General features: G+C 65.3%; 15 protein-coding genes. 3 read left to right on the top strand and 12 right to left on the bottom strand.

Annotated features, from left to right (window positions below; all coding sequences use genetic code 11):
- Window positions 1–42 precede the first annotated feature (42 nt).
- A complete protein-coding gene (locus tag RMP10_RS13175; RefSeq protein WP_310570695.1) occupies window positions 43–1,788 on the bottom strand; it encodes an SPFH domain-containing protein in 1,746 nt (581 codons plus the stop codon).
- The gene (locus tag RMP10_RS13180; RefSeq protein WP_310570696.1) at window positions 1,789–2,334 is read right to left on the bottom strand and encodes a hypothetical protein; all 546 of its coding nucleotides are present in this window, start codon (window positions 2,332–2,334) and stop codon (window positions 1,789–1,791) included. It abuts the gene before it with no gap.
- Window positions 2,335–2,390: 56 nt separating this feature from the next.
- Here RMP10_RS13180 and RMP10_RS13185 point away from each other — a divergent pair, with 56 nt between their 5' ends.
- On the top strand, window positions 2,391–3,122 hold the full coding sequence (locus RMP10_RS13185) for a hypothetical protein (RefSeq protein ID WP_310570697.1): 732 nt from the start codon (window positions 2,391–2,393) through the stop codon (window positions 3,120–3,122).
- A gap of 9 nt (window positions 3,123–3,131) precedes the next feature.
- Here RMP10_RS13185 and RMP10_RS13190 read toward each other — a convergent pair whose 3' ends face one another.
- From RMP10_RS13190 to RMP10_RS13205, 4 genes are all read right to left on the bottom strand, one after another.
- Window positions 3,132–4,064, bottom strand: a complete 933-nt coding sequence (locus RMP10_RS13190) for an EamA family transporter (RefSeq protein WP_310570698.1) — start codon at window positions 4,062–4,064, stop codon at window positions 3,132–3,134.
- 109 nt (window positions 4,065–4,173) lie between these two features.
- The gene (locus RMP10_RS13195; RefSeq protein ID WP_310570699.1) at window positions 4,174–6,024 is read right to left on the bottom strand and encodes a hypothetical protein; all 1,851 of its coding nucleotides are present in this window, start codon (window positions 6,022–6,024) and stop codon (window positions 4,174–4,176) included.
- 63 nt (window positions 6,025–6,087) lie between these two features.
- Window positions 6,088–6,711 (bottom strand): DUF305 domain-containing protein, encoded by a 624-nt coding sequence (locus tag RMP10_RS13200; RefSeq protein WP_310570700.1) that lies wholly within the window; start codon window positions 6,709–6,711, stop codon window positions 6,088–6,090.
- A 141-nt stretch (window positions 6,712–6,852) separates the two neighbouring features.
- Window positions 6,853–7,704, bottom strand: coding sequence for a hypothetical protein (locus tag RMP10_RS13205; protein WP_310570701.1), 852 nt, complete (start codon window positions 7,702–7,704; stop codon window positions 6,853–6,855).
- A gap of 176 nt (window positions 7,705–7,880) precedes the next feature.
- Between RMP10_RS13205 and RMP10_RS13210 the strand changes: the two genes are divergently transcribed.
- On the top strand, window positions 7,881–9,491 hold the full coding sequence (locus tag RMP10_RS13210; protein WP_310570702.1) for an ABC-F family ATP-binding cassette domain-containing protein: 1,611 nt from the start codon (window positions 7,881–7,883) through the stop codon (window positions 9,489–9,491).
- 228 nt (window positions 9,492–9,719) lie between these two features.
- Here the strand turns inward: RMP10_RS13210 and RMP10_RS13215 are convergent, their stop codons facing one another.
- Window positions 9,720–9,929 carry a hypothetical protein gene (locus RMP10_RS13215; RefSeq protein WP_310570703.1) on the bottom strand — a complete coding sequence of 70 codons (210 nt, stop codon included), beginning with the start codon at window positions 9,927–9,929 and terminating at the stop codon, window positions 9,720–9,722.
- A 30-nt stretch (window positions 9,930–9,959) separates the two neighbouring features.
- Here RMP10_RS13215 and RMP10_RS13220 point away from each other — a divergent pair, with 30 nt between their 5' ends.
- Window positions 9,960–10,880, top strand: coding sequence for a hypothetical protein (locus tag RMP10_RS13220; protein WP_310570704.1), 921 nt, complete (start codon window positions 9,960–9,962; stop codon window positions 10,878–10,880).
- A gap of 51 nt (window positions 10,881–10,931) precedes the next feature.
- Here RMP10_RS13220 and RMP10_RS13225 read toward each other — a convergent pair whose 3' ends face one another.
- The 5 genes from RMP10_RS13225 to RMP10_RS13245 form a co-directional block, all read right to left on the bottom strand.
- On the bottom strand, window positions 10,932–13,175 hold the full coding sequence (locus tag RMP10_RS13225) for a serine/threonine-protein kinase (protein WP_310570705.1): 2,244 nt from the start codon (window positions 13,173–13,175) through the stop codon (window positions 10,932–10,934).
- A gap of 19 nt (window positions 13,176–13,194) precedes the next feature.
- The gene (locus RMP10_RS13230; RefSeq protein ID WP_310570706.1) at window positions 13,195–13,620 is read right to left on the bottom strand and encodes a hypothetical protein; all 426 of its coding nucleotides are present in this window, start codon (window positions 13,618–13,620) and stop codon (window positions 13,195–13,197) included.
- Window positions 13,621–13,679: 59 nt separating this feature from the next.
- On the bottom strand, window positions 13,680–14,072 hold the full coding sequence (locus tag RMP10_RS13235; protein ID WP_310570707.1) for a hypothetical protein: 393 nt from the start codon (window positions 14,070–14,072) through the stop codon (window positions 13,680–13,682).
- A 148-nt stretch (window positions 14,073–14,220) separates the two neighbouring features.
- Window positions 14,221–16,593 (bottom strand): molybdopterin cofactor-binding domain-containing protein, encoded by a 2,373-nt coding sequence (locus tag RMP10_RS13240; protein WP_310570708.1) that lies wholly within the window; start codon window positions 16,591–16,593, stop codon window positions 14,221–14,223.
- Window positions 16,590–17,057, bottom strand: a complete 468-nt coding sequence (locus RMP10_RS13245) for a 2Fe-2S iron-sulfur cluster-binding protein (RefSeq protein WP_310570709.1) — start codon at window positions 17,055–17,057, stop codon at window positions 16,590–16,592. Before RMP10_RS13245 ends, RMP10_RS13240 begins: the two co-directional genes overlap by 4 nt.
- Between the last annotated feature and the right edge of the window lie 101 nt (window positions 17,058–17,158).

The raw sequence follows: 17,158 nt of genomic DNA on the forward strand, positions 1-17,158 counted from the left end.
GGTAGGCGTGGGTTACGAGAAGTGCGAACCAGGAGTCGAGGACTACTTCACCGACGCCACTTCCTCGCCTTTCGTGGCCTCGGTCCCAGTCGTCGGCACTGCGCTCGGCGTCGTTTCCGGCGTCATCGTACCGAGAAACGCCGGCAGCTCCACGCCGGCCACGGTGCGAAGCACATCCATCATCGGCGGCATGCTCTTCGCCATGTTCTGGATGAAGCCCGCGGTACCGCTCAAGCCGCCGTTCGCATTGTTGTTACCGCCTTCCCACACCACGACCTTGTCGAACTTGATGTTCGAGATGGCCTTGGCCGCCGACTCGGCGAGCAGTGGAATCTGATCGACCATGAGCAGCTGAAACGCCTCGCGCGCGCCTCCGGCTTTCTCCACGAGCTGGCCCAGTGCCTCGGCGCGCTTCGACAACACCTCATACTCACCGCGCGCCTGCGCATCGAGCTTCGCAAAAATCGCCGCCGCTTCTGCCGTGGCGTGAATGCGCTGCCGCTCGGCGTCGGCTTCCGCCTCGACGATCGTGCGCGCCTTCTCGGCCTTTGCCGGCGCTTCAAGCCGGGCGCGCTGCTCGGCTTCCACGCGCTCGGCATCAGCAAGCGCCGCACGCGTCTGCGCACGATTACCGGCTTCGACTACCGCCGCCTCTGCTTCGCGCTTCTTCGTCTCCACCATCTGATACGCTTCCGCCTGACGCACCGAGAGCTGCGCCTGCGTGGCGACGATCAGGGCCTGCGACTCCGCTTCACCGGCGATGGCGCGGGCGTCGGCATCGGCTACGGCGACACGCTTCTTCTGTTCGGCCTCCTTCACCATCGCATCGCGCTCGAAGATCGCCGTCTGCTCGCCGATTTTCTGTTCCTTGTCAAATTGCGCAATGCGGACGGCCTGCAGTCGCTGCGCGTCCTTCACCTGCGTGTCGCGCTCGAACACGGCCATCTGCTCGCCAACCTGGCGCTCCTTGTCCAGCTCCGCGAGCCGCACGGCGCGTTCGCGGTCGGCCAAGGCCAGTCCGATCTCCCGATCCTTTGATGCGTTGGCCACGAGCACCATCTTCTCGCGCTCGGCCTCGGCCACGCGCACTTCGCCCATGCGCTCCTGATCAGCCACGTCACCGCGTGCCTGCTGCACGGCGGTCGCGGCAGCCTTGCGGCCGATGGCTTCGATGTAGCCGCTCTCGTCGCGCAAGTCGTGAATGTTCACGTTGATGAGCACGAGACCGATCTTGCGCAACTCCGGCTCGAGGGAGAGCTGGATCTTGTGCAGAAATCCGTCACGATCGCGGTTGATCTGATCGATCGTCATCGACGCGATCACCTGACGCAACTGGCCGAAGATGATGTCCTGCGCGTCCTTCATGATCGCGTCTTGCAAGCGACCGAGCAGCCGCATCGCCGCGTTCTGTCGCACTTCGGCTTCCGAGCCGACGGCAACGGTAAACACACTGGGCACCGCGACGCGGATGTTCTCGAACGAGAGCGCATCCTTGAGCGGGATGTTGATCTGCATCGGCTCGAGCGACAGATACGCGAACTCCTGAATCACTGGCCACACGAACGCACCACCACCGGAGATGCATCGAGCGGCCTCATTGCCACCCACGCGGCCGGAGATCACCAGCACGCGATTCGCTGGACAGCGCTTGTAGCGCGTCACGAACAGCAGAACGAGGCTGACAAACAGGACGAGCGCGAAGGCTGCTCCCGCCAGCGCGATCGTCGTGCTGTTCAAGAGATCCACCGAGCTGGCCTGCAGCAGCGGGAGCGTGGCAAAGACGTGCATTTACGGAACTCCGTCGATTGAAGAGAGAAGAAGCACTTCGAGGGTGTCATCGTCACGGATTCCCACGACGATCACCGGAGCACCGGTGGGAAGCACGCTTCCCTCCAGTGTGACCGCCTGATACTCCACGGTGCGGCCCTGTACGGCAAGCGTCACCTTTCCGACTCCGCCCAGGGCACCAGGTACCGGCACATACACCGTGCCAACCTTGCCCATCGCGTTACGAATGTCGAGCGTCGCATCGCGCTGCAGACCGAGCATCGCCCGCATGCTGACGGCGACCCCAAACATCCCCATGGCGCCGAGTAACACCGCCGTGATGCACGTGAGCAGCGTTGCGGCGCCCAAGGAGCGCGCACCGAGTCCACCGATGCCGAAGAATGCGACGGCGGCGGTGAGCGCGCGTACGCTGAACAGCTGAAGTCCGTCGCCGATCGAACTCTCGTGCGTCGCCGTGTGGTGTTCGGCGCCGAGCGAACCGAAGACGAGCTGTGCGAGCAGCAGCACGCCGCCGACAAGCGCGCAGGTCAAGAAGAAGGTGGTCACTGAATTCGATACGAAGCATGGCGGAGGATGTTACACCACGGCTATCGTTCCCCGTCATGAGAATCCCATACGCTCTCTATCTCGCGTCGGTTACCGTGGGTATGCTACTGACGCGCCCGCTGCAGGCGCAAGACGCGCGCACCGTCGTGCTCCGCTTCCGGAAGGCCGGAGACACCGTGGCGATCCGCAACGCGCAGATCACCATCGATCACACCATCGACGCTGGTGTCACCGATTCGCTCGGCATCGTCCGTATCCCCGATCTCGAGGACGGCGGGCATATCGTCGAGGCCGTCGCGCGCGGCTACCAGGCGTTCTTCGACAAGTTCACGAGCGGTCCGGGCGTCGCCAGGCCCATCGATCTCGAAATTCTGGCCTTCGCACCTCCGACCAAGCCCAAGGGGCAGCCCACGGAGCTTCGCTCCTCCGGATTCGACCAGCGACGCACCGCAGGCCAGGGCAAGTTCTTCACCCTCGCGCAACTCAAGGCAGCCGACGGACGTCCGCTGGCGAATCTCCTGAAGGTCGATGCCGGTGCGTTCATCGCGACGGGACCGAACGGCGAGTCGTTCCTGGCGTCTAGGGCGAAGCCGGGCGCGACCGCCCCCTGTTATGCCGCCGTGGTCCGCGACGGGATCCGCATTTATCCGTTCGAGGGCAACAGTCCGCCAGATCTCGACAAGATCTTCACCGACGATCTGATGGGCGTCGAATTCTACGCGGCCACGGCGCCCGCCGAATTGCGCGACGCGGCCATGTGCGGTGCACTCGTGCTCTGGAACCGGTAACGCAGCGCATCACTTCCGCGTGGCCAGCTGGATGCCCGACAGCACCGCGATCAGCGCGAGCCATTGCCGCGTCGTGAACGGTTCGCCCAGTAACATCACGCCCAGCGCAATCGCGGTGATGGGATTGAGCGCCAGAAACACCGCCACGCGCGAGGGGGTGGAACGACGCAGGGCAAAGCCCCACAGCCCAAAGCCCACCGCCCCGCCCAGCGTGCCGAGAAACAGCACCGCCCCCCAGCCACTCGGGGTGATGGTGCGCGTGTGCATCAACAGACCCTGCGCCAGCGCCAGCGGTGCCAGCGCGAGTGTGCCCGCCATCATCGCGTGCCCCGTCACCACCGCCGACGGATACTTCAACAGCATCGGACGCGACCACACGTTGTAGACGGCACCACACAACACCGTCGTCGCCACCTCGGCGTAGCCGATCCACACGCCAGCATCTGCCGACGCACCAGAGCGCAGTCCGAGCGGAGGCAGCGCCAGCACGATGCCCGCCAAGGCCAGCAGCTGGCCCATGATCGCACGTGCCGACAACCGCTCCGTGCCGCGCAGCGCCGAGAGCGCCAGCGTGACCAATGGATTCGCGGCCACCACCAAGGCCACGGTGGCTGCCGGCAAATGCGTGAGCGAAGCACTGAAGCTCCATGGGAACACCCCGAAGAACAGCACACCAAGCAGCGCCACATGCCAGCGATCCCGCGTCTCCATGGGCAGGAACGCCGACCGGCGTAGCAGCACCAACATGCACACGGTGGCAATGACATAGCGCAGGAACGCCAGCACCACCGGCGTTGTTTGCGCCACCACGAACCGCGTGGCCACCACCGAGGCGCCGAAGCAGATGCAGGCTGCGGTGGCGGCAATGGCCGCACTGCGCGCATCGCGATGTGCCCGGCTGGATGTACCTAGCTCCATCGCTTCCTGCGGGCGGTGTATCATGCGGCAATAGTACGTGCAATGGACGTTGAGCGCCCATATGTGACTGCGCGTCGCCGAGGACTCCTCGACGACGCGCATGACACCGTGTTACATCCCGCTCACTTCGCGATTACTTCGACGCCGTCGCGAGGCGCCGGATCTCACCGGCCATCGTCTTCACCCGCGCGCCGTCCTTGGCGCCGGCCACGTCCTTGTCCACTTGCAATGCCAGCGCGTTGAGCGCCGTCGCGCGCGCCAACCCAGACTTCATCTCCGCCGCATCGAGCGCCGCGTAGATCGCCGCCGTACGATCGGACGCCAGTCCGTCGCCACGCACCAGCTGGTCGAGGTACGAGCGCACGACCACGAATGCCGGCGGCCACGTCATCTTCGGCTGGCTTTGCGGATTGTAATCCGTGAAGGTCACCAGCTTCGCCGCCGCGATCTCGTTCGCCGACAGCTGCGCACTTGGCGTCAGCTCGAGAATGTCCATGCCACGATCGAGTTCGGACGAGAAGATCAGGCCATTCCAGTAGTACGCGCCCCATGAGCCGCCGATCGTGTTGCTGCGCGGACGCGCACCAGGCGTCTGCGCCGCCGCGGCGGCGGCAGGTACGTCCACCGGCTGTGGCGGATCGATCGACCCGCGATCGAAGTAGCCGATTTCGAACGCTTTGTCGGGGTCGGTGAAGTCCATGATGTTGACGCCGCCCTGGTACCAGCCCTGCACGTACAGGTCGCGTCCCGGCACGGGGATGATGCCACCATTATGCGACACGCAATTCTCTTCAGCCGTCTGCGCTGACGGCAGCTTGAAGTAGGCGCGCTGATTCTGCTTCTTTTTCGCGTCGAGCGAGATCACCGTGTTGCCGCCGAGCTCGATCATGCTCGAGGCCTGACACATCGGGCCCGTGCCGCCGCCCCATTCGTCCGTCTGAATCAGCTTCTTGCCATCGTTGCTGAACGCCGCCGTGTGCCGACCCTGATAGTTGTTCGTGTCGGCGAGGGCACTGATTCGGAACGGCTTCTCGGGGTTCGAAATGTCCACGAGAATGGAGTGCGTCGAGCAGGACGCCGCGAGCAGATTCAACGCCGGATACGCCGTCACGTCATGGCAGTTGCGCGGTCCGGTGGGCATGGCCGGATCGGGCGCCGGTCGTGCCGGACGACCCGCCCCTGCTGCGGCACGACGTGCGTCCGCCGGTGCGCAGAAGCGCATGCACTCGCTCGCACCATCCAATCCGGTGAACACGCGCGCGCCGGGAATCACCTTGGCCTGCTCGGGGCGATCGAGCTGCACCTTGATGATGTCGAGCTGGAACAGCGAGTTCGTGGGGTCAGCCGGATCCGTGCCGTTCTTGCACCCGGCCAGCTCGGTCTCGGGCCGCGCCGCCTGTTGTCCTGACACGTAGATGTAAATCGTGCGAGGATCGGTCGGGCTGGGCACGATCGTGTGCGTGTGCGAGCCTTTGCAGGTCTGCACGTTCTTCACGAGCTTCGGTGCCTTCGGATTGGACACGTCGAAGATGCGCACGCCAGCCATGTGATCCTTCGGATCCTGCACGCCGCCGCTCCCGCAGTCGTTGCGATTCCCCGCGCCTTCAGCGGAGATAAACAGCAGGTTGCCGTAGATGGACGGGTCGCCCTGCGAAGTGATGCACTGGACGACCGCCGTCATCGTCGGCTTGGCGGGGTCCGTGATGTCCCAGATCGAGAAACCGGCGAAGTTCGCCTGGTAGACGTAGTGGGTGCCGAAGGCGAGGTCGGAGTTGACGAACGTCAGGCCGCGCACCGTGTCGAACTGCGCCGGCTTTGGCGTAAACGACAGGAGCTTCATGTTGCTCGCCGCGACGCCTGCGTCCAATCGACCCGGCTTCAGGTTGTTCCGGGGATCTGACTTGCTCGGGTACGTCTGTGCTGACGCGAGCGTCGGCACGACGGCAGTCGCGAACAGCAGGATCAAGCCACGCATGACGCGCATCGGTTCACACTCCGGTGGTGGGGATGGGTAGGACGGATCGCCAGCTGGCGCTGTCTGTCCGGGTTACTTCGGGGGGAGCTTGGCGAGCAGGCTGCGCATGATGCCGATCTCGGCGGTCTGCGCACTCACCACATCGTTGGCGAAGATGTTGGCGTCGACTTCCTGACCGGCGCCTTTCACCTTGAAGAGATCATCGACCATCTTGATCGCGCCCTCGTGGTGCTTGATCATGCCGATCAGGAAGGCCCGATCGAACGCGACACCCTTCGAGGTGTCGAGCTCCGCGATTTCCTCATCCGTCAGCATGCCGTCCATTCGCATGTTGTGCCAGGACGCGGTGTCCGGCGCGAGCTGCTCGTGTCGGCGGAGCCACTGCTGCATGATATCGATCTCGGGCACCTGCGACTGATCGATCTTCCGGGAAAGCTTGAGCACCTGCGGGTTGGCGCCGTTCTTTTCCGCCAGGCGCGACATCACGATCGCCTGCGCATGGTGGGCGATCATCCCCTGCATGAATTCCACGTCCGCCTTGGTGTAGATCGCACCCTTCGGGATAACGATCTCGGGGCCCATGCGGTGCATGCTGTGGTCCATGCCCGCCATACCGCTTTGCGCGGACGCAAGCGACGAGGCGCCGGTCAACAGGGCAATGACCGAAAGGGCGAGAATCGGACGGCGGGCCATCATGGCGTGTGTGCTCCGGAAAGGTGTCGACCCGGCGTGCGGGCTGGCGGACGGGAGAACCGTACGATGCGTACCCATTGGACGATACGGCGTGTGCTGCCCCCGCACTAGGCGCAACACGGGTGGATCGCGCACGCCGCTCCGTCAGGCGATCGCGCCCACCGCCGTGATGAGACTCGCCCGCAGCACGCTCGCGCGTACGCTCAGCTCCCGTTGACGGCGCTGATATTCGTCTCGCCCTGCCGATGTCTCGACTTGCACCGGATCGAAGCCGATAGCACGCAGATCATACGGTCCGGCCTGCATATCCAGTACCCTCAGCTCAACCGCGAGTTCGAAGCAGCGCCACAGCAGATCGCTGCCGATCCACGGCATCGCCGTGAAGGCCCAGCGGTACAGGTCCATGTTGGCGTGGATGCAGCCGGGCTGCTCCGCGTCATGACGCGTAGACCACTCCAGCCTGACGCGGTTCAGCGGCTTGGCGGTCGGCGCGAAAAAGCGGAAGGCGTCGAAATGGCTGCAGGCCACGGGACGGCTCTCCACAAACTCGTCCACTTGGGCCTGGGGAAGCCTGAGCGGTGCAATCTCGGCGTGCCGCACGTCGTGCCCGCCATACACCAGCGCCCACTCGTGCATGCCGTAGCATCCGAAGTTCGCCGGGCGATCCCGTGTTGAACGCAGCACGTGCAGCACCTGACTGAGCGTCGCACGCCCCGCAGAAGAGATGGCGCTCGCGTTCCGCCGGATCACGCCGTCGGCCGCCCCATACACCGGCCCGGTGAAGCGGTCGCGAGCCTCCGGGCTGTCGACCAGCGACTCGTCGGGACCGGGGTGCCAGGTTTCCAACCGCCCGGCGGGAAAGTGGTAGTACTGAAACAGGAAATCGTAGACTGGATGCACCTCTCCTCGCGAACGCCGCTCACGACGCGGTTGCGTCCACTGCTGCACGCGCTCCCGATGCGCCGCGGCGCGTGCCTGCCACAGTGCAGTGGTCAACGCGGGCGCCGAGGACGTCGAGGACGTCGAGGACGTCGAGGTTCGATACATGGGGGAGTCGAGCATGTCGAACGGTACCAGCACACGCCAGCGCTGTCATCCGACCGAATCGTCCGCCAGCTCAGCCGCCATTAGCTTTCCGGGAGCCCTATTCCACCTGACGCCACTATCGCCGCGTGACTCTTCTCTCCTGCTCCAATATCGGGATCTCCTTCGGAGCCACCGAACTCCTCAAAGACATCACCTTCACCGTCGCCGAGGGTGAGCGATGGGGGATCATCGGGCGCAATGGCGCCGGAAAGACATCGATCTTCGGCGTCATCACGGGTGACATCCAACCCACGGTCGGCGCCGTCGCCCGGAAGCCGGGGCTGCGTCATGCCCTGCTCGATCAGCATCGGGCCTTCGAAGGCGCCACCACGGTCTGGCAGGCCGGTGCCGCCGCCTGGCGCGAGGTCATTGCCCTCGAGCAGCGCATTGCCGACCAGGCGATGGCCCTCGGGGAGATGGGCGACAAGTGCACCGACGAGATGCTGGAGAAGTTCGGACACGATCAGGAGCGATTCGCCGACCTCGGCGGCTACATCTACCACGCGCGCGTGGACGCCGTGCTGCAAGGACTCGGCTTCGACGCTGAGGAGTCGAAGACGCGGCTCGTCTCGACGCTCTCAGGCGGCGAGCGGGGACGTGTAGGGCTGGCGGCGCAGCTTATCGCGCCGGCCGACCTGCTGATGCTCGACGAACCCACCAATCACCTCGACCTCGACACCACCACCTGGCTGCAGGAGTGGCTCAAGGAGTGCGACGAGACGGTACTTGTGGTATCGCACGATCGCGCGTTCATGGATGCCGTGTGCACGAACATCCTGCACATCGAGGCGAAGACGAGCGAAGCGTACAAGGGGAACTACAGCCAGTTTGTGCCACAGCGCGCCGAACGTCGGCTCACGCGCGAGCGTGAAGTCGAGAAGCAGCGCGCGTACGTGAAGAAGGAAGAGGAGTACATCCGGAGGAATCTCGCCGGCGTCAATTCGTTTCAGGCGAAGGGCAAGCGAAAGCGACTCGAACGCCTGCCGCGCCTCGCGCCGCCGGTGGGCGACCCGGCCGCGATGTCCCTCGAGTTCAAGATCGCCGAACGCGGTGGCGATCAGGTCGTCTCGATCTCGGAGCTGTGCGTGGCGGTGCCGGGCCGCGTGCTCGTGAACGACTTTACCGCCACGCTGCGACGCAACGACTTCATCGCGCTGGTTGGCCCCAACGGCGCGGGCAAGTCGACGTTCATTTCCACCATGCTGGGTGATCTCGAACCTGCGAGCGGCCAAGCGCGCGTAGGGAGTTCGATCACGCCAGCGTGGTTCCGCCAGGACTTGGCCGATCTGCCGCTGAAATTGTCGCTGTCGGACGCCATTCAGGCACAGCGGCCACTCTGGAGCCGCGGGAACATCCAGAATCATCTCGGCGCGTTCGGGTTCACTGGCGACGAAGTGTTCCGCGAAATCCGCACCCTCAGCGGTGGTGAGCGCGCCCGCATGGCGCTGGCGCTCATGACGCTCACCGGAGCGAACCTGCTGGTGCTCGACGAGCCCACCAACCACCTCGACGTCGAGAACATCGAAGTGCTCGAGGATGCGCTCGACGAATTCGACGGCACGGTGCTGCTGGTGAGCCACGACCGCGCCTTCCTGCGTCAGGTGGCCACGCGCGTGTGGTGGTTCAATGGTACGCGCCTGATGGACTTCGACGGACCGTTCGACGAGTGGGAGGCGGATCGCGCGCGTCGCGCGTGATGCGTTGCGACCTGATTCGAGGAAGCATATGATGAACCCGACGCGATTGACGAAGGATGTGGTGGTGATTGCGGCGACCGTGTGCGCTACCACGGTGCTCACCGCGAAGCCGAACACGCTCGACGCGCGCGCCCGGTGTACGCTCATGCCCGGCAGCACACGCGCGCTACTGCGCGTCGAGCAGGACACAACACTGCCATACGGGGGCACCGGCGCATCGGCCCTGTCCTACAGCGTGGCGCCGCGCAGTGTGGCTGACACCTTTCGCGCCGTCGCCGGAACTCCGATGCCGGCGGCGCGCGTGCGCTTGCTCGGGTTGGACTCGGCCACGCGCGCGTTGTTCGCCGCCAACGGCATCACCGACAGCCAGCCCACCGCCTTCATCCGCGCGGCGCCATACGGTGCCGACTGCGGAACCCTGCGGTGGACCGACACCATGCCCTTCGCGATTCGCGGTGAAGTGGGTACGTGCGCGCGACGCTTGCCTCGCGTGACCAGTGGATCGGAAACGCACCGGTGCTCATCATTCCCGATGTGTGGAGCTATCCGTATCCGCGCCGCGGTCGGCCGTATGGCGTCCCGACGTCAGAGCCGCTCGCGTCGGCCGAGGCGATGTTCGGATTTCAGAGTGTGTTCGACGAACCGTTGCGCAGCACACCAGGCACGCCGGATGCGCGCGACGCGTCGGACCGTGCACGGACCACGCGCGTGACGGCTTGGGCGCGCGCCCACATGGCCGACGCGGACTTGGAGCCACTGCGCTCCACGATCCGCAACGCCGTACTCAACACCGATTGGGAGCACGCACGGCGTTCGCCGAGCCGCCTGCGTGGTACCTACCGCGTGGACCTCGATGCGGATGGTGTGCCGCACAGCTGGTACTTCCGTACCCAGCCGCAGCTGGCGTATCGATGGCAAGCCGCCGAGCTGCGGCGCAGCACCGCGCAGATGCTCGAGTCGCCGCACATTACCGGCTATTCACTCGTGGGGAACGCCGCCGCGTCGTTAAGCAGGGTGAACGTGGACCGTGGTGATCGCATGGAGCAGCGCACGCTGGTCTGGCTCTACGCGGGCGATCGTCCAACCACCGCCGGCAACGATACGGTTCGCGTGCTGCACGGACAGCTCGAGTTCATCCTTGGAGGCACCCCCGAGGGCGCATGGTCCGCACTGGAACCGTTCGCAACGCCGCTCAGTGTGCCAGACAGCATGATGCTGGCGCGCCTGGGGCGCATTGGGCGCGGCGACAAACAGCCGAAACTGTCGCTGACGCTGCGTCTCGATGCACGCGGTGACATTCGCGCCGACACCACGTTCGTGCGCGATGGTCACCGGCTCCGGGTGCAGCTCGTGCGGGTCGATACCACCACGTCACGTCGCCTGTTCTGACCAGCGTTCCGGGCAGCCACCGCCGTCGCGCGTGATGCGTGCAGTCGCTCGCTACTTCAGCGTGGCCGCCCGCGCGTCGAACTGCTGGGCCAGCGCCGCCCGGTTCGTAGCCCGCAACATCACCGCGTAGTCGCGCAGCGTCTCAGCGAGGTCGGCCGACCCGTTGCCGATCTCGCGAATGGCCATCGCCCTCTTGTACAGGGCTTCTGCCTCGGCCTCGCGCTTGCCGTCGCGCAGCACACCAGCCAGGCCGTTCAGTGACACCGCGATCGACGCATGTTCGGGCGTATACAGCCGCTCCTTGGCTGCCAGCGCTTGCCGGAACAGCGGTTCGGCCTCCGCATAGCGCTTGAGCTTCCACAGTACCTCGGCCTGGTTGTTGATCACGCTCACGGTGAGCGGATGCTCTACCCCATACGCCCGTTCGAGGATGGGGCGGGCGCGGCCGTAGTACGCGTCTGCCTCGGCGTACTTGCCGTCGGAATACGCGATGGCGCCGATGTTGTTCAGCGTGCTGCCCACATCCGGATGCTCGCTTCCGAGCGACTGTTCCTGACGCTGCAGCGTGACCTTCCACAACGAGTCTGCCTGCGCATTTCGCTTCTGCGCACGATAGACCGCGGCCAGTCCGCGCATGTCGCGCAGCGTGCGTGCATCATCGGGCGCGCGCGCGACCGCGTCGATGGCCAACACCCGTTGATACAACGATTCCGCCTCCGCGAGACGCGTTTGCCGCATGCGCACGGCCGCCATCATCGAGAGCGTGGTGGCCAGATCCGCATGCAGCGGTCCAAGCGCGCGCTCGCGGATGCGCTGTGCGCGCGTGAGGTACGCGTCCGCGACCGCGAGCTCCCCCCGATCGCGAGTGAGTTCGCCGAGCGACGTGAGTGTTTCGCCGAGCAGCACATCGTCCGGGCCCAGCAGGCGCTCGCGCGTGCGTAACACGTCTTCGAGCAGCACGCGCGCCTCGACGTACTTGCCGAGCGATGTCTGTACGGTACCCATGGTTTGCATGAGCCGCGCCTGCAACAGGGGCTGCGACGCGAGGTCGGTGGAGACGCGACGGATGCCCTGTTCCAGCAGCGCCTGCGCCGTCATGTTCTGACGCCGCTGCACGTTGGGGTCGGACTGCCGGAACAGATTCACCATGAAGTCGGCCACTTCTTTCGCCGCTTCCGCTTCGCGCGCGGCCAGCTGTTCGGCGCGACGGGCGCGCACAAGGCCAACCGCCGCCATGACGCCGCTCGTGACCACCAACAGCGTGGCCACGCCCGCCGTGATGACGCCCACGCGATGCCGCCGCACGAATTTCCCCACGCGGTAGCGTGTGCTCGGCGGACGCGCGGTGACCGGCTCATTGGCCAGATGTCGACGGATATCGGCGGCCAATGCATTGGCCGTTTCGTAGCGCTGCGACCGGTCGGGCTGCATCGCCTTCATGACGATCCAATCAAGATCGCCGCGCAGCGCCCGCTTGAGATGCCGCGCGTCGGTACGACGCCGACCGGCGATACTCTCGCTGAGCGCCGCCGCCGTGGCAAGTCCAACACTCGGTGTCGGCGGGCTCGTGTCACCACTCACCAACCGCGCCAGGAACTGGTGCAATCCCACTTCCGCCGGGTCGATCGGCAGGTGCCCCACGAGCAACTCGTACAGCATGACGCCCAGCGAGTAGATGTCCGCTCGGGTGTCCACGTCCATCGATGCGTTGCTCGCCTGCTCCGGGCTCATGTAGGCCACGGTTCCCATGGCAAAACCCGCCATGGTCTTCGCCACCACCTCAGGGCCCTGTGGGCCGAGCGCTTTGGCGATCCCAAAGTCGATGATCTTCGGCTGCGGGTGACCTTCCTCGTCGGTGACAAGGATGTTGGACGGCTTGAGGTCGCGATGCACGACGCCCTTCTGGTGGGCATGCTGCACCGCTTCGCAGATCCCGATGAACAGTTGCAGCCGATCGCGCACATTCATCCGTCGCGCATCGCAGAACTCGGTGAGCGGCAAACCGCGCACGAGCTCCATGGCGAAGTACGGCTGCCCGGTCTCGCTGCTGCCCGCGTGGAGCACGCGCGCGATGCCGGGATGATTCATCACCGCAAGCGCACGCCGCTCCGCGTCGAAGCGCGCCAGGACATCGCGCGTGTCGTCGAGCATGGTGCGCACCAGCTTCTGCGCCACGCGGCGCCGAACTGGTTCGGTCTCTTCCGCTTCGTACACCACCCCCATGCCGCCTTCTCCGAGCAGCTGGATGATGTCGTACGGGCCGATGCGCGCGGGGTGCAGCGTCCTACTACCCATTAGGTACGCCTGAGCGACATCAGTTCACGATGATGTCGGGGTCGATGACGACCGTCTGCGGGTTCGTGCCACCGCACGTGATGCGTATGACGTAGCGGTACTTCTTGGCCGTGGCATTCCCTTTCACCTTGGACTTCGTACCGGCGCCGGAAGTCGGCGTGATGTTATTGGTGTTGTCGAATGGCCAGTCGTTCGGCTGGGCGATCTTCGGCTCGATCGTGACCGTCGCGTTGCCGCCGTTGTTGATCCAATCGATGTCCCCACCCTTATCGACGGACGCAACCCAGTTGTCGACATCGAGCGTGACCTGATTCGGTGCGACGCAGTCGGCTTTGATCTTGATCTTGTCGTTGGGTTTCAACGCGACCGCTTGTCTCGTGCCGCACGCGGCGACCAACGTCACTGAGGCGCCTCCCAGCGCCACCCACTTCATCGTGCTTCGCATCCAACCCTCCGTGGTCTCAATGATGGTTACATGCCTACGTCTTCGACTCACCACTCGCCTCAGTTGACAATCACGTCCGGATCAACCACGACTGAATCCGGCGGATTGTTCCCCGCCTGACAGACCAACTCGATGTCGTACTTGTAGCTGCCGCGTCCGTTGGGCCGCATACCGTTCGCGCGCGCCGGCTGTCCCTTGGTCGCATTGAACGGGCCACGCGACGCAAAGGGCCAGCCACTCGTCGCCTTCGGCCTGACCGTGATGTTGTCGCTGTTGGCGTTCGCCGCGATGATCCACTCAATTTCGTCGCCCTGCTGCACGCGCACGTTCCATGGACTGACGGTGATTTCCGTCGAGTTCGGGCCGGCGCATCGCGCGCTCACGGTCACCTGCACCGTGGCTCGTGACGGCCATGGCTTGGCCGCCAACACCAGAGCCGTTGCCAGCAGCAAAGCGCCTACTCCGGCCGTCCGTCGTGTCGTGCGCATAACGCTCCCAAGAGTTCAAAATGTGATGACCGGCAATTGCGAGGTAGCTTGCCCGACCACGTAGCGCGGCGCAAGTGTGACGCCGCCGGAGGTCGTTCTAACCTCCCGCGCGTTAGGCGCCGCCCCGCACGCCATCCGTCGCACGAGTCTGCCAGCCCGCCAGTTGCTTCCCCACCGGCAACTGCCGCACGCGTACACCCGTCGCCGCGAAGATCGCGTTCGCGATTGCCCCACCGGCCGGCGGCACACCCGGCTCCCCGATGCCACCAGGCAGCCCTTCGCTCGCCACCAGATGCACATCGACCACGTGCGGCGCCGCGCGCATGCGCGTCACGCCGTAGTCGCGGTAGTTCGACTGCACCACCTTGCCGCCCGCAAACGTGACTTCACTGGTGAGCAGGTTGCTCATCGCCATGATCAACGCGCCCTCCATTTGCGCGCGCGCACGATCGGGATTCGCGATGAAGCCCGCATCAACGGCTACCGTGGTCTTCGGCACCAGCACCGTCCCATCAGGCTGCACATCCACTTCCACCACCATCGCCACGTACGACAAGAAGCTGCGGTGGATCGCAATGCCGCGCCCCTTGCCGCGCGGTAACTTCGCGCCGCGCCACCCGCTCTTGTCGATAGCGAGTTCCACCACGCGACGGGCGCGAGCCGTATCGAGGGGGTGATCCGTCCAGGTCGCGCCGTAGTTGCTGGCCGGTGCCACCAGTCCTGCCTTCGACAGGTCGACCACGCGATCAGCGCCCAGCAGTCCGAGCAGGAAATCCGCCGGATCTTTCTTCGCCGCGTAGGCCAACTCGTCCACGAACGAGCCGATCGCAAATCCGTGGTGGATCGCGTTCACGCTGCGATACCAGCCGATGCGCGTGTGCGCGACCGCCGGACAGATCTCGACGCGCATGTTCGGAATGTCGAACGGAATATCACTGGCGCCGTTCGTCAGTTCATCCGGCTCGGCGCCCGGCACGTTCGGCGCAAACGTGGCGCCGATGGCGGGATAGGCCGAGCGATGCAACCACGCCGTCACCTTGCCGTTGGCGTCGATGCCTGCTTCCAAGCGATGCGCCGCCACCGAGTGCAGATACGAATTGCGGAGGTCATCCTCGCGCGTCCACTGCACGCGCACCGGCGCGCCGATGTCGCGCGACAGAAATGCCGCTTCACAGATGAAATCCGGCTTCGACTTCCGACCGAAGCCACCGCCCAACAGCGTCACGTGCACGGTCACGTTCGCGGCGTCGACCTTGAGGTACTGCGCCACGGTGTTGCGCGCATCTTGCGGTGACTGCGTGGGCGCCCAGATCTCGACCTTGCCGTTGGCCACGTGCGCCAAGGCCGCCACTGGCTCCATCTGCGCATGCGACAAGTGCGGCATGTAGTACTCCGCCGTCACGCGCTTCGTCGCCCCGGCCAGCGCCTTCGGCACGTCGCCGACGGCGCGCCCCGCCTTGCCCGGTGCGCGAACGGACGAGAGCAACGTCGCCTTGTACGACGTGCTGTCGTACGTCGCGTTGGCTCCGCTGTCCCACGTGATGCGCAGGGCCTCTCGACCGCGGATCGCCGCCCAAGTGTTCTTCGCGATCACCGCCACACCTCCCAGCGGGAAGAACGCGCTCGGCACCGGTGTTTCGGGAATACGCACCACCTTCTCCACGCCCGGCACCTTCAGCGCGAGACTGTCGTCGACACTCACCACCTTCCCCCCCCACACCGGTGGCCGACTGATCACCGCCACCTTCATTCCCGGCAGAGTTACGTCCGCACCGTACATCGCCGTGCCCGTCGTCATCGGAACCAGATCGACGGACGGCATCCGCTTGCCTTCCCAGCGTCGCTCACTCGGCGACTTGATACGCACGCGCTCCTTCGCCGGCATCGGGATCGAGCGCGCCGTAGTCACGAGCGACGCATACGACTTCGTGCGGCCACTCGCCGTGTGCACCACCGTGCCATTGCTCGCACGGACCTCGGTCGACGCGACGCCCCACTCCTTCGCGGCCGCGTCTTCGAGCAGCGCGCGCACCGTCGCCCCCGCCTCTCGATACGCGGGGAGAAAATCCCGGATGCTGGTGGAGCCGTCGGTGTTCTGGTTGCCGTACTTCTTGTCATCGCCAAGCGCCTGCTCCACACGGCACGTCGCCCAATCGGCCTCCATCTCATCGGCGATGATCATCGGCATCGTGGTGCGGATGCCCTGCCCCATCTCCGAGCGATGACACATGATCGTGATGATCCCGTCGTCACCGAGACGCACGTAGGCATGGGGCTCCCACGATTCTGCGTTCGGCGCGAAAAGTCCGTCTTCCGCCTCGAGCCGACGTACACCCAGCGTACTGGCCGCCACGAGCAATCCACCCATGCCGAGCAACTTCATGAAGTCGCGACGATGCGTGTCGAGCACGCCGGCCGAGGTCGTCTCCGCGTCCGTCGGTTCGGTCGGCGTTGTGTTCCACGGCAGTCTCTGCTTCGCATTCATCGCGTTGCCTCCGCCGCCGCCTTGATCGCCGCGCGAATGCGTGGATACGTCCCGCACCGGCAGATATGGCCGTTCATTGCCGCATCGATGTCGGCATCGGTCGGTTTCGCATTGCGTGAGAGCAGCGTGGCCGCCTGCATGATCTGACCGCTCTGACAGAACCCGCACTGTGGCACATCGATCTCGCGCCACGCCACTTGCAGCGGATGCGCGCCGGTCGGATGCAGCCCCTCGATCGTCGTCACCGTCGCATCCGCGAGCGACTGCATGCGTCGTTGACAGGCGCGTACCGGCGCCCCATTCACATGCACCGTGCAGGCACCGCATTGCGAGATGCCGCAGCCGTACTTGGTACCCGTGAGCGCGAGCGCATCGCGCAGATACCACAGCAATGGCATGGTCGGATCGCCGTCGAACGTGCGACGGGCGCCGTTGACGGTGAGAGAGATCGGGGCGGTGCTCACGTCGGCTCCACAGGAAAGGTCGGCAACACACGCGTACCGACAGATTCTGTCGACACATTGCCCGAAGCGTTAGGGGTCGTCGGGGATAGACCGAACTTCAG

It is taken from the genome of Gemmatimonas sp. (assembly GCF_031426495.1).
Lineage (GTDB): Bacteria > Gemmatimonadota > Gemmatimonadetes > Gemmatimonadales > Gemmatimonadaceae > Gemmatimonas.

Excerpts from the sequence above, each read along its gene's own strand:
- RMP10_RS13175 (WP_310570695.1), bottom strand. The coding sequence starts at position 1,788 with ATGCACGTCTTTGCCACGCTCCCGCTGCTGCAGGCCAGCTCGGTGGAT.
- RMP10_RS13185 (WP_310570697.1), top strand. The coding sequence starts at position 2,391 with ATGAGAATCCCATACGCTCTCTATCTCGCGTCGGTTACCGTGGGTATG.
- RMP10_RS13190 (WP_310570698.1), bottom strand. The coding sequence starts at position 4,064 with ATGATACACCGCCCGCAGGAAGCGATGGAGCTAGGTACATCCAGCCGG.
- RMP10_RS13195 (WP_310570699.1), bottom strand. The coding sequence starts at position 6,024 with ATGCGCGTCATGCGTGGCTTGATCCTGCTGTTCGCGACTGCCGTCGTG.
- RMP10_RS13200 (WP_310570700.1), bottom strand. The coding sequence starts at position 6,711 with ATGATGGCCCGCCGTCCGATTCTCGCCCTTTCGGTCATTGCCCTGTTG.
- RMP10_RS13215 (WP_310570703.1), bottom strand. The coding sequence starts at position 9,929 with ATGGTGTCGGTCCACCGCAGGGTTCCGCAGTCGGCACCGTATGGCGCC.
- RMP10_RS13225 (WP_310570705.1), bottom strand. The coding sequence starts at position 13,175 with ATGGGTAGTAGGACGCTGCACCCCGCGCGCATCGGCCCGTACGACATC.
- RMP10_RS13230 (WP_310570706.1), bottom strand. The coding sequence starts at position 13,620 with ATGCGAAGCACGATGAAGTGGGTGGCGCTGGGAGGCGCCTCAGTGACG.
- RMP10_RS13240 (WP_310570708.1), bottom strand. The coding sequence starts at position 16,593 with ATGAATGCGAAGCAGAGACTGCCGTGGAACACAACGCCGACCGAACCG.